General features: G+C 34.6%; 14 protein-coding genes. 4 read left to right on the forward strand and 10 right to left on the reverse strand.

Annotated features, from left to right (window positions below; all coding sequences use genetic code 11):
• Window positions 1-73 precede the first annotated feature (73 nt).
• Window positions 74-982 (reverse strand): methionyl-tRNA formyltransferase, encoded by a 909-nt coding sequence (fmt, locus tag R2Q16_RS08500; protein ID WP_316736444.1) that lies wholly within the window; start codon window positions 980-982, stop codon window positions 74-76.
• Window positions 983-1,072: 90 nt separating this feature from the next.
• On the opposite strand from fmt, the gene R2Q16_RS08505 reads away from it, so the two are divergent.
• Window positions 1,073-2,119 (forward strand): DNA topoisomerase IB, encoded by a 1,047-nt coding sequence (locus R2Q16_RS08505; RefSeq protein WP_316736445.1) that lies wholly within the window; start codon window positions 1,073-1,075, stop codon window positions 2,117-2,119.
• Window positions 2,120-2,158: 39 nt separating this feature from the next.
• Here the strand turns inward: R2Q16_RS08505 and R2Q16_RS08510 are convergent, their stop codons facing one another.
• Complete coding sequence (locus R2Q16_RS08510) at window positions 2,159-2,365, reverse strand: hypothetical protein (protein ID WP_316736446.1); 207 nt, start codon at window positions 2,363-2,365, stop codon at window positions 2,159-2,161.
• 209 nt (window positions 2,366-2,574) lie between these two features.
• Window positions 2,575-3,834, reverse strand: coding sequence for a DUF1343 domain-containing protein (locus R2Q16_RS08515; RefSeq protein ID WP_316736447.1), 1,260 nt, complete (start codon window positions 3,832-3,834; stop codon window positions 2,575-2,577).
• 156 nt (window positions 3,835-3,990) lie between these two features.
• Here R2Q16_RS08515 and R2Q16_RS08520 point away from each other — a divergent pair, with 156 nt between their 5' ends.
• Window positions 3,991-5,211 (forward strand): ABC transporter permease, encoded by a 1,221-nt coding sequence (locus R2Q16_RS08520; protein WP_316736448.1) that lies wholly within the window; start codon window positions 3,991-3,993, stop codon window positions 5,209-5,211.
• A 57-nt stretch (window positions 5,212-5,268) separates the two neighbouring features.
• Here the strand turns inward: R2Q16_RS08520 and R2Q16_RS08525 are convergent, their stop codons facing one another.
• Window positions 5,269-6,069, reverse strand: a complete 801-nt coding sequence (locus tag R2Q16_RS08525; protein WP_316736449.1) for a tRNA pseudouridine synthase A — start codon at window positions 6,067-6,069, stop codon at window positions 5,269-5,271.
• 73 nt (window positions 6,070-6,142) lie between these two features.
• Here R2Q16_RS08525 and R2Q16_RS08530 point away from each other — a divergent pair, with 73 nt between their 5' ends.
• Window positions 6,143-6,523, forward strand: coding sequence for a YchJ family protein (locus R2Q16_RS08530; protein ID WP_316736450.1), 381 nt, complete (start codon window positions 6,143-6,145; stop codon window positions 6,521-6,523).
• Window positions 6,524-6,536: 13 nt separating this feature from the next.
• Here the strand turns inward: R2Q16_RS08530 and R2Q16_RS08535 are convergent, their stop codons facing one another.
• The 5 genes from R2Q16_RS08535 to mnmD all read right to left on the reverse strand — a co-directional run bounded on the left by R2Q16_RS08535 (window position 6,537) and on the right by mnmD (window position 10,871).
• Window positions 6,537-6,941, reverse strand: coding sequence for a hypothetical protein (locus R2Q16_RS08535; RefSeq protein ID WP_316736451.1), 405 nt, complete (start codon window positions 6,939-6,941; stop codon window positions 6,537-6,539).
• A gap of 2 nt (window positions 6,942-6,943) precedes the next feature.
• Window positions 6,944-7,750: a nucleoside triphosphate pyrophosphohydrolase gene (gene mazG / locus R2Q16_RS08540; RefSeq protein ID WP_316736452.1), complete on the reverse strand. Its 807-nt coding sequence runs from the start codon at window positions 7,748-7,750 to the stop codon at window positions 6,944-6,946.
• 53 nt (window positions 7,751-7,803) lie between these two features.
• Window positions 7,804-8,913, reverse strand: coding sequence for an AI-2E family transporter (locus R2Q16_RS08545; protein WP_316736453.1), 1,110 nt, complete (start codon window positions 8,911-8,913; stop codon window positions 7,804-7,806).
• Between the two features lie 80 nt (window positions 8,914-8,993).
• Window positions 8,994-9,941: an aldo/keto reductase gene (locus R2Q16_RS08550; protein ID WP_316736454.1), complete on the reverse strand. Its 948-nt coding sequence runs from the start codon at window positions 9,939-9,941 to the stop codon at window positions 8,994-8,996.
• A gap of 267 nt (window positions 9,942-10,208) precedes the next feature.
• On the reverse strand, window positions 10,209-10,871 hold the full coding sequence (mnmD, locus tag R2Q16_RS08555) for a tRNA (5-methylaminomethyl-2-thiouridine)(34)-methyltransferase MnmD (RefSeq protein WP_316736455.1): 663 nt from the start codon (window positions 10,869-10,871) through the stop codon (window positions 10,209-10,211).
• A 178-nt stretch (window positions 10,872-11,049) separates the two neighbouring features.
• Between mnmD and R2Q16_RS08560 the strand changes: the two genes are divergently transcribed.
• The gene (locus tag R2Q16_RS08560) at window positions 11,050-11,394 is read left to right on the forward strand and encodes an MmcQ/YjbR family DNA-binding protein (RefSeq protein ID WP_316736456.1); all 345 of its coding nucleotides are present in this window, start codon (window positions 11,050-11,052) and stop codon (window positions 11,392-11,394) included.
• 128 nt (window positions 11,395-11,522) lie between these two features.
• Here R2Q16_RS08560 and R2Q16_RS08565 read toward each other — a convergent pair whose 3' ends face one another.
• Window positions 11,523-12,299 carry a DUF2625 domain-containing protein gene (locus R2Q16_RS08565; RefSeq protein ID WP_316736457.1) on the reverse strand — a complete coding sequence of 259 codons (777 nt, stop codon included), beginning with the start codon at window positions 12,297-12,299 and terminating at the stop codon, window positions 11,523-11,525.
• Window positions 12,300-12,308 lie beyond the last annotated feature (9 nt).

Here is a 12,308-nt window from a genome sequence, read left to right on the forward strand (position 1 = left end):
TTGTAAAGAAGTTGGAGGGCTAAATTGTTGGAATGTTTGATAAGCTGGAAGTCTATTAACCAATGAACCAATCTTACAATCTCATCCCTCTTAAAAAATCTTCAATCAACATCCGTTTCTTGCCTTCGTACTGAATATCTAAAAGTTTAATAAAACCATCTTTTGTGGCAAACTTTAAATAAGTTTTTCCATCAGTTAAAAAACCTCCTGCAACAATTGCGGCTTCTTTTTCTTCAATTTCTGCCTTGAAGATTTTTAGTGTTTTTTCATTTAACAAAGTAAATGCAGTAGGATAGGGGCTTAAGCCGCGAATTAAATTAAAAACTTCTACAGATGATTTGTTCCAATCGACTTTACAATCTTCTTTGAAAATTTTAGGGGCATGTTTTAAAATATCACTTTGTGGTTGTGGTTGCTCTTTATAATTACCTTCAGCTATAGAAGTTACAGTTTTTACCAATAAATCTGCGCCAACATTCATCAATTTGTCGTGTAAATCTCCGGCATTATCGTTGTCTGCAATTTCAACAGTTGCACTTTGAATAATATCTCCAGTATCAATTTCATGGGTTAAGAAGAAGGTAGTAACGCCACTTTCTTTCTCTCCATTAATTATGGCATGGTTAATTGGTGCAGCACCGCGATATTGCGGCAACAAAGAACCATGTAAATTTATAGTTCCTTTTGCAGGCATTGCCCAAACAACTTCTGGCAACATTCTAAATGCAACAACAACTTGTAAATCGGCATTGTAAGATTTTAGTTGAGCCAAAAATTCGGGATTCTTTAGTTTTTCGGGTTGTAAAACCGGAATGCCTTTTTCCACAGCATACTTTTTTACGGCACTTTCGCTTAATTTTTGTCCGCGTCCGGCAGGTTTATCGGCTGCGGTAACAACGGCAACAACATCAAAATCTGCTTCAACTAAAGCATTTAAAGAAGCAACTGCAAAATCGGGCGTACCCATAAAAACTATTTTCATCTGAGATATGTTGTGTTTGTAAATTAACGCGAAAGGCTCCCGTTAGGTTTTGCAAAATAACTAAAAAATAAACCATAGTTTATAGTTAAAATGATACAAGGGAAAGATGTAGTAAAAGCAAACGGACTTGTTTATGTTACCGATTCGATGCCTGGGATTTACAGAAAAGGTAAAGCTGGAAAATTTCATTTCGAGGATAAGAACGGCTCAAAAATTACGGATGAAAAACATCTGGAAAGAATAAAAGCATTAGTAATACCACCTGCCTGGCAAAACGTGTGGATTAGCCCCAAACCTAATGGCTATTTGCAAGTAACCGGAATTGATGCCGCCGGAAGAAAACAATATAAATATCATGCAAAATGGACTTCACGTCGTTCTGAAGATAAATATTTTAGATTATATGAGTTTGGAAAAGCTTTGCCCGAAGCCAGGAAAAAACTTGCTAAAGATTTAAAACGCAAAGATTTAGACGAACGAAAAGTACTGGCAATTTCTGTTGATGTTTTGCAAAAAACATTAATCCGGATTGGTAACGAAAATTACAAGCAGCTTTATGGTTCTTTCGGTTTAACAACCTTAAGAGATAAACACGTTAAAATTAAGGGCAGTAAAATCAGCATGGATTTTATTGGTAAAAAGGGCGTAAAACAAAATGTCGAGCTTAACGACCGCTCATTAGCTAAACTGGTGAAAAAATGCAGGGATATTCCCGGACAAGAACTTTTCCAATTTTATTCTAACGGGAAAGAGCATAAAAGCATCGATTCGGGGAAAATAAATAACTACATAAGGGAGATTACCGGAAGCGATTTTACCGCAAAAGATTTTAGGACTTGGGGCGGCACTTTGGAAGCGCTAAGGCAATTTTCTCAATGTAAAAACGATAAAGATATAAAACTAAATACCAAGAAAACCATAGTAAATGTACTTGATTGCGTGGCGAAAAAATTAGGAAATACGCGAGCGGTTTGTAAAAGCTCTTATGTTTATCCTTTACTACTTACGGCTTTTGAGGAAGATAAATTGGACAAATTTTTGAAAAAAATCCACAATAATAGCTCCATCAGAAAATTAGGTTTAGAGCATGATGAAAAGGTTTTGTTATCTTTTCTGAAATCTACGAATAGTAATTAAATGTAAAAAGCTTTCACAGAACTCGGTGAAAGCTTTTTATTATTCCTTTGGTGCTTTTTTTATAGGGTGAACGGGTTGTTCTTCATTTTCCCTTTTTTTAGCTGGTTCCTCCGTTTTTACTGGCTTCTGTGGACTGCTATCATTTGGTTTTCTAACCGTTTTTTTATCTTCAGGTTCTCTGCCTTTTGGCACTTCTTCCTCATAGTTGCTACCAGGTTTATCACTTTTTTCTTTCTTACCGCTCATGGTTATTATAATTGAATGAATGAATTTTGAATGACTGAATTTTGAATGACTGAATTGCAAAACGCAGCATCAAACTTTTAATAATTGAATGAATTTTGAATGATGGAATTGCAAAAAGCAGCATCATTAGAATAACAATCTTTTTAAAGCTATTGTTTGGTTATTCACTCACTCATTCAAAACTCAATCATTCATTCATTCAAAATTCATTAATTATATAACAAGTATTTTTTACGCATCGTTTTATAAGCACTTAGCCCCGGCTCCCATGAAGCTCTTATTTCTGCTTCTGATTTTCCATCGATAATTTGCTGTCTGAAATCTCCTACACCAATTAATTTTTCGACAGGCATAGTTTGATTACTCAATTTAGAATTAAAGAAATCTTCTTTTTTAGGCGATGCTTTATACAATTCTATAACCCAACCTAAGTTAATTTGTCCTTTTTTTCTTAAGATAGATGTATCATAATTTCTCAAATCGATACCAAAACATTCTTCATCTTTAAAAATTGGTGTTTCTGCCATACCTTTTATTCCGGTAGGCGTGTAAGAAAATTTATAAATTCCTTTTAGATATGGTGCCCCAATAATAGTAAAAGGGAATTGTGTGCCACGACCATGATTTAGATAAATTCCTTCGAACAAACAAGTAGATGGATAAAGCAAAATCGATTGTTGTGTATTCAAGTTTGGCGATGGTTTAACAGGCAAAGTATACTCTAAATCGTGGTTATAATTTGCATTTTTAATCACTGTAATTTTGCATTTTAACTTGTTTTTTAACCAACCTTCGCCGTTAAGCATTTGTGCATACTCGCCAATTGTTAGGCCATGCGCAATTGGAATCGGCTGAATACCTATTCCAGATTTAAATTTTGGGTCTAATATCGGACCATCAATTAAATAACCATTTGGGTTTGGTCTGTCTAAAATTATTAAAGGTTTATTGTTTTCAGCACAAGCTTCCATTACATGTTGCAAAGTATTAATGTAAGTGTAAAAACGAACGCCTACGTCTTGAATATCGAAAATCATAATATCAATATCGGCCAAATCTTCTTTAGTTGGCGTACTGTGTTTTCCGTAAAGTGAAACTGCTTTTATGCCGGTTTTTTCATCTACGTCATCGCTCACTTTTACACCAGCACTTGCATTACCTCTAAAACCGTGCTCCGGACCAAATATTTTCTGAATTTTAATCCCCCTTTTTAATAAACTATCAACAGAAGTTTGTTTGCCAATAATTGATGTCGGATTAACAACCATGCCAACGCGTTTGCCTTTTAGCAGGGGTAAATATTTTTCGGTTTGCTCTGCTCCGGTTTTAATTGAACTTGCAGGTAAATCATTATTTGAAACTTTTACGGTTTCGTTTTTCTGATTTTCCGTTTCGGTCGGTTTGGGTGCTTGTCCGCAGGCAGAAAGTGCAATAACACTTAATAAAGCAAAGCTGATGTACTTTTTCATATTAGATATTTTCGGTAGTTCAAATCAATAATTAAACAATTTAGTAATTTTTATTATTGTTATAAATATTGCGGTTTTACTATTGGTTATTTATCATCAAAAATGCCATTTTTAAATAGTAATTAAGCATTTTTGTAGCATATAAATTTATCAAAATTGAATTTCGAATATTTCATAGCAGGTCGCATTTCCTTAAAATCAGAGCGTACTTTTTCAAAGCTTATTGTACGGATTGCCATTGCGGGCGTAATGCTCAGTTTGGCTGTTATGATACTATCTATCGCGATTATTAAAGGCTTTAAAACTGAAATTCAAGATAAGGTTAGAGGTTTTTTAGGCGATGTACAAATTACCCGCTACGATTTAAATAATTCTTTCGAACACTCGCCATTTATTCTTGATTCAGAAACTGAAAAGCAACTCAAAAATAACCCAAACATCGAATATTTTTATCCATTCGCCACAAAGCCTGCAATTTTATCAGCCAATGAAGAAATCGAAGGCATCAACTTTAAAGGCGTAGATAAAAATTACAATTGGACATACATTAAACAACACATCATAAGTGGGAGAGTAATTGATTTTGCGGATTCTACAGCTGCAATGCAAGAATTGCTGGTTTCAAATTACACTGCAAAACGCTTAAAATTAAAAGCCGGCGATGATTTCATCATGTATTTTGTTCAAAATCAACTTCGTCCCAGAAAATTTAAAATTGTTGGTATTTACGATATTGGTGTAGAGGATATTGATAAAGGTTTTGTACTCGGAAACCTGAATATTGTAAAACGACTAAATAACTGGAAACCAAATGAAATCGGTGGTGTAGAAATCCGCACGAGAGATTTCAGCAAAATAAAGCTTGTTGCCGATGATATTTTCGAACAACTCCCACAAAATTTGCGCTCATTTTCCATTAAAGAAAATTTCGCGAATATTTTTACCTGGCTTGGCTTGCTCGATGTAAATACCAACGTTTTATTAATACTAATGTTAATTGTTGGCGTAATAAATATGATAACTGCTTTGCTTATCATGATTTTGGAACGTACAAATATGATCGGAATGCTAAAATCATTCGGCGCAAGCAACTGGAGTATTATGAAAATATTCTTGTACAACGCCGCTTATCTAATTGGTATTGGTTTATTATTGGGTAATATTTTAGGTTTGGGATTAGGATTTTTTCAGCAAGCAACACATATTTTTAAGCTAGACCAAGCCAATTATTTCCTTGCTTATGCCCCGATAGAATTTCATTTTATCGATGTACTGGCGCTAAACGTAATTACCGTTGTGGTTTGTTTAACCGTGTTGATTATCCCTTCATTGCTGATTAGCAAAGTGTCGCCGCTCAAAGCCATTAGGTTTAAATAATTAAACTTACAAAGTTTAATTTTATGGTGCTTTAAAGACTTCGTAAGCCTAGATAAATTACACAGAAATCCACTTTGTGCCTTCCAAAGCCGATAAAAATTCTGTTCGGGCTGGTAAGTTTAGGTATGGGTAAGTAACCTTTGATAAATAAAGTCCGGTTGGGTGCGCCGGTTCTAAAAGTTTAGGCATTTCTAAGGTTGCCAGATGGTGCTCAAACTCTGCAACCGATAGTTCTCCTTTACCAATTTTTAAGATTTTGCCCATTAAAATCCTAATCATTTTACCTAAAAACCTATTGCTAGCAATGTGGAAGCGGATTCTATCGCCTCTTTCATTTACGAAAATATCTGCATCCATCACATTACAGATGGTGTGCTCATACTTATCAGGATGTGTGCAAAACGGACGATAATCTTTATATTTTGGTAATAATTTTGCAGCCGCTTTCATTTGCACAACATCAAGCTTTGGCAATAAATAAAAAGAACTTTGCTGACTTAAAAATGGGTCTTTATAAGTATGTAAAAAATAATCGTACTTTCTTTGAACGGCATCAAAACGGGCATGAGGCAATCCTTCCATTTTTATAATATCAAAGATTGCAATATTATAAGGCAATATTTTGTTCATCCTAAAGATTAAATCGAAATCGAATTCAATAGGAATATCAGCATGAAAAAAAAATTGGCTTGCATGTACATGTGCATCGGTTCTACCGCAACCAATTATCGGGATTGGAAACTTAAAAATTTGCTGTAACGCATTTTCTAAAACTTCCTGAACGCTTTTAGCTTTTGGTTGTTTTTGCCAACCGCTGTAATATTGACCGTGATATGCAATGTGAAAGAAATACCTCATTTTTCGATTGCAATTTTACGCAAATTTTAGCGCAGGAAATATAAATTTCTAATTTTGCCATCAAATTTTACTGATGAATATTTCAATCTGTCCTTGTGGAAGTGGTTTAGTATACGAAAATTGCTGCAAACCTTACCATTCGAAAACAAAAAATGCACCAACCGCTGAGGCTTTAATGCGTTCTAGATATACTGCTTTTGTTTTGGGTGATGGTGCTTATTTATATGAAACCACGCACATTAGTAAACGCAAAGGAAATTCGGCAGATGCTTACACCAAAAGCGCAAAAAATACGAAATGGATTAAATTAGAAATTGTTTCCGCCGAATTTGATAAAGTCGAGTTTAAAGCTTTTTATTTAAATCACAAGTTTCAAACTGAAGTTCTACACGAAAAATCAAACTTTAAATTGGAAGATGGGATGTGGTATTATGTTGATGGAACGTTTTATTAGGCGCTCGTTAAGTTTAAATATCAATATCCAACGTAACTTCTATCATGCCAGAATCTGTTTTGTAAACATCTAAAGAAACTAAATCCAATCCGTTGATATCAACTTTCTGTGCTTTTGAAAACACTAAAAATTTTTCTCTTATCGAGATTAGTAATTGCTTTCTGGTAAAACCAGTTAATGACTTTATAGAAAATATTTCCGGATTGTGGAGTGGATAATCCAAAGAAATAGTAACCTCATTTTCATTAATTACGATTTCATCAGCGTCAATTAAATTTAATATTTCTTCATTAGCATGGGCAATATTTATCCATGGAATTATGCCATCGTCACCAACAGTTTTGGTTGCCCGCACATTAAATGTGATGATGTTAAGTAGGTTTTTGGGTAATTGATTTCCGTTATCTTCTGCACGCATTATTACAATTTCTTTGCTTCGTTCCAATAAATCTCCATTTCAGCAAGTGTCATATCAGCTAACGCTTTGCCATTTTCCTTCGCTTTGCTTTCTAAATATTGAAAGCGTTTGATAAACTTTCTATTGGTTTTTTCCAGCGCATTTTCTGGGTTGATGTTGATGAAACGAGCATAATTTATCAGTGAGAAAAGCACATCGCCAAATTCTGATTCTGCCTTTTCTATGTCTATTGCGGTATTATCGGTAACATTAAATTCGCTTTTAAATTCCTGTAGTTCTTCTTCAACTTTTTCCCAAACCTGGCTTTTATCTTCCCAATCAAAACCAACGCCACGAGCTTTTTCCTGAATGCGAGATGCCTTAACCAATGCAGGAAGTGATGCAGGAACTCCAGCTAAAACCGATTTATTGCCTTCCTTTAATTTAATCTGTTCCCAATTACGTTTTACATCTTCTTCGTTTTGCACTTCAACATCTCCATAAATATGCGGATGGCGGTTTACCAATTTATCGCAAACACCATTTAATACATCAACAATGTTGAAATCATTGGTCTCAGAAGCAATTCTCGAATAAAAAACCAAATGCATCATAACATCGCCCAGTTCCTTTTTAATTTCGTTTAAATCACCATCCAAAATTGCATCGCTTAACTCATAAGTTTCTTCGATGGTTAAATGGCGCAAGGTTTCCATGGTTTGCTTTTTATCCCACGGACATTGCGTTCTCAGCGTATCTAGAACGGTAAGCAAGCGGTTAAAGGCATCGGCAGGATTATTTGCAGTTGCAGGAATTGGATTATTCGGCATGGTTCTAAATTTATTGTGCGCTAAATTACCAATACCAAACCACTAAGAAAAATCTAATCTTTTTCTTCCAGCTTTATCTTATTCGTAAGTCGATAAACCCGCTTTTTCTTTTCAGGTTTATGTTCTTCGCCCATTAATAAACCCCAAGGTTTCAAGTTGTCAACTCTATCGAAAATGATTTTAAGCATAGCCAAATACGGGATACATAAAAACATACCCGAAATTCCCCAAATCATTTCGCCAACAACTATACCGATGAAGGCAATTAATGCATTTATTTTAACTTTCGAACCAACAACCAATGGCATTAAAATATTTCCGTCAATTGCATGTACGCCAACAAAAGCGATAAGCACTAACAAAACTTTACCAGCCCCCGCTGTTGCGAAAGTGATTAAACAACTTATCAGCAAAGCGAAGAAAATTCCTAAATAGGGCACTACGTTAAATATACCTGCAACTAAACCTAATAACACGGCATATTTAACACCCAAAATGCTTAAAACGGCAATCATTAAAATGGTAACAATTAGCATTTGTAAAAACAAGCCAATGATGTATTTTTTAATGATGTATTGAATTTGTGATACGATTTCGCTCACCTTTTCTTTATGTTCTTCTTTAAAAACCGAAGTTAAAAATGTGAAAAGTATGCGTCTGTAATTAAGTATGAAGAACGTAAATAGCAATGTAAAACCTAGAAATAATAGGGTAGAAGATAATGTTGCAAGCGTTGTGGCAACTATTGTAGCACTTGTAGCTAATGCCTTTTCTGTACTGTCATTTAAATAATCTAACTGCTTTTGGGTATTCACATGAAAAGTTTTCGAAATCCATTTTTGCAGTTCTGTAAAAGATACGTCGGCTTTTTCTTTAAGTAGTGGCCAATCTTGCCATAAATCACTCAGTTGGTTTCCAAAAAAATAGATAATGCCTCCAATCATCGCTACCATAACAATTACGGAAACTGTTGTAGATAAACTTCTCTTAAATTTGAGTTTATGTTCTAAAGTATTAGCGAACGGCAATAGCAAAATTGCCATTAAAAAAGAGAAGAATAGAGGCGCTAGCAGCGATTGCCCTAAAATTGCAATATAGGTTAAACTGATTATACAGAATAATACCAGGGCTAATTTTGGTAAAAAAGAGAGTTTGTCTTTCATGGTTTAATAAAATCCAAATTAATACAAAAATGCCCGAAAAATGTTTCATTAATCGGGCATTTAAATATATTATTATTCTGTTAATAAATACTCGCTTTATCTAAAATTGATATATCCTCGGGTGTTAATTTTAAATTTGCCGCTTCCGTAAAAGATTTTAGCTGACTTAAATCGGTTACACTTGCAATCGGCGCCGTTACGGATGGATGATTAATTAACCAAGCCATTGCCACCGAAGCTTGCTCTATATTATGTTTATTGGCAACAGCATCAAGTGCATCCAAAATTTTGAAACCACGTTCAGTTAGATACTTTTTAATGCCGCCACCACGTTTACTTTTATCTAAATCAGCTTCGCTTCGATATTTTCCTGTTAAAAAACCACTAGCTAACGAATAATAAGTAACAACGCCTAAACCGGCTTCCAAACAAATTTTTTCGTGCTCTTGCTCAAATTCTTCTCTGTCGAATAAATTATAACCAGGCTGATAAACTTCGTAACGTGGTAAATTATTTTCTGCCGAATGGATTAAAGATTCCTTTAATCGCTCTGCAGAAAAATTTGATGCGCCAATCCATCGGATTTTTCCGGCTTTTATTAAAGTTTCGTAAGCAGCTAAAGTTTCATCAACAGGCGTCTGCTCATCATCAAAGTGAGAGAAATATAAATCGATATAGTCAGTTTGTAGTCGCGAGAGCGAATGTTCAACCTGATTAATAATGTAATCTTTTCTTAAAGATTTGCCATCACCCATATCCGACCCAGCTTTGGTTGCAATAATTACATCGTGTCTTTTATTTTGCTTTTTAAGCCAATTACCAATAATTGTTTCCGATTCGCCACCTTTATTTCCAGGTACCCAACGCGAATAAACATCGGCAGTATCAATAAAATTAAAACCACTATCAACAAATTGGTCTAAAATTTCGAACGATTTTTGTTCGTCGATTGTCCAGCCAAAAACGTTTCCTCCAAATACAATAGGCGCAATATTTAAATCTGTTTTTCCTAAAATTCTTTTCTCCATGATGTGAAATGTTATGTTAGTTTAACAAAATTAAAATGCACTGGTTTTTTCTAGTGGTCGTAATTTTGTCAGATTAATATTGTTTTGAAAAGCAATCGACCAATTCTTATTAAAGTTAGTCCCGTGTTCCGCTGTATCTTTTAACTGCATTTCGCTACGCTCAATTTTGTTAAAAGTATGCCGCTTCACCCGGGTTTAGGTACTAAAGATTTTGCAGCTATTAAAGTTTCCCGGCAATATGCCCATCATTCGTCTACATCAACTATGCTACATTTTAATAGCCCTTAACATTTCCCTTTTTCCAGGAGCGCCTGGCAATTTTTCTATCGTAAAATTACAGGCTTTAACCGCACGTTTAAGTTTTCCGGTAATTGCGTAAGTAACGAAAGTACCGCCAGGCTTTAATAAGTTGCAAGTATGTGTAATAATTTCATCGCTCCACATTTCGGGCTGATGTTGTACAGAAAATGCATCGTAATAAACCAAATCGAATTTTTTATCGGTATTAAATTCGGCTAATTTAATATGTGGAATTTCGAGCGTACAAAGTGGAGCAATATCTGTAGGTTCTTTCAAAGCCTTATTGTAATTCGAAATAAAATCTGTCCAAACTTCCTTAGATACATATTCTGAATAGCCGGTCTGATTTATTACTTCTAAAGTTAAGGGAAAAGCTTCGAGGCTGGTATAATTTAATTTTATGTTATTTTTTAAACAATATTCAAAACTTAAAATAAAATTTAAGCCCGTTCCAAAGCCAACCTCAAAAATTGAAATTTCTGATTTTCCCGCTGAAGCAAATTTTAACCCGGCTTCGATAAAAACGTGCTTACTTTCCTGAAGTGCGCCATGTTTGCTATGGTAATGTTCACCAATCGTTTCGTTGTATAAAGTGTTCGAACCATCAGCAGTTTGGGTAATAATATTCATAGCAAGGATTTTTGAGCAGGATTAAAGGATTACAAGATTTTAAGGATTAAAATGTAAAGATATACAGGATTTAATAATTGACAGTAGTTTTAAATTTAAACTGCTGTATATCCTTAATTCTTTTAACTTTAAGCTTTCTATCTTATCTTTGGTCTTTCAGCTTTAATCTTTCAGCTCAATGGACATCGAATCTTTCAGAGAATATTGTTTAAGTCTGCCTGGTACAACCGAAGGTATGAAGTGGGACCATCTTTGCTTCATGATTGAAGAAAAAATATTTGTTATAGCAGATATTGATACAGGGAGTAGGTTTTCTATAAAATGTAATCCTGATGATTTTGATGCACTAACGGCAAGGGATGGCATTGCACAAGCTTACCATTTGGCAAAAAGACAATGGATTCAAATTGAAAATCTTGATGTTTTGAACGATAAAGAACTAAAAGCCAGGGTTGCAGATTCTCGTGCGTTGGTACTGGCAAAATTGCCAAAGAAAATACAAGCTAAATATATTTCAGAATAGTTCGGGTTTTTAGTTTTATAATCTGAAATAGACGACAAAATCGTCATTGCGAGGTACGAAGCAATCTTTATTAATAAGACACATCGCAAAGAGATTGCTTCGTACCTCGCAATGACGGCAACAATATCTTACTGTTTACTATCGTCTTTCTTAATGCCTTTATCCGCATTTATTTCCTTCGATTTCATAATATTGAAGCGGTACATTTCTTCGATTCCAACAAGTTTTCTGCTGCATTTTTCAATATCCGTTCCAGCTTCCCATAAATATGGTCTGAAACTGTATGTTTTTGTGCCTTCCAAATTACCAATAAACTGATCCCAACTGCTCCAACGCAAGCCTTTGTAAAATTTAGAAAGGTCGCTATCGAAGCAAAATACTAAGAACTCACCATAACCTGCACCTAAAGGCTGCCAGGTTAAGCTATTTGGTTCAAGGTAATACATGTTTTTTACATCCTTACCTAAACCTCCATAATTAATGGCGAAAAATCCACCTATTGCATCATCAGCAACTAGAAGATAAGGAACATTATCGCCGTATTCTTTTATCGTTTTTCCTTTGTTCCATTCTGCAACATCCCTTTGCAAACGTTCGCTTCCAGAGCCTAAAATTCTTATCCAGCCATTATCAACCATAATTCCTCCCGTATTGTAAATTACAGAGCCAAGCGTTGCATAAGTTGTCATTTGCGCATTGTATAAAACCTGATTCGCTTTAGCAGAATCTACGGGTAAAACTTCAACTTTATTCTTGGCAGAATCAATCCATTTTTTAACCAAAGGCCACGCTGGGTCGGTTTTATTGATTAATTTATCCAAACTAATCAACTGATTTTGTGCCGAAGTATTTAAAGAAAATAGAAATAAACTGATTATAAATATGAGTTTTTGGGTGCTTTTCATGCTAGGGTT

The sequence above is a fragment of the Pedobacter aquatilis genome, assembly GCF_032678425.1.
GTDB lineage: Bacteria > Bacteroidota > Bacteroidia > Sphingobacteriales > Sphingobacteriaceae > Pedobacter > Pedobacter aquatilis_B.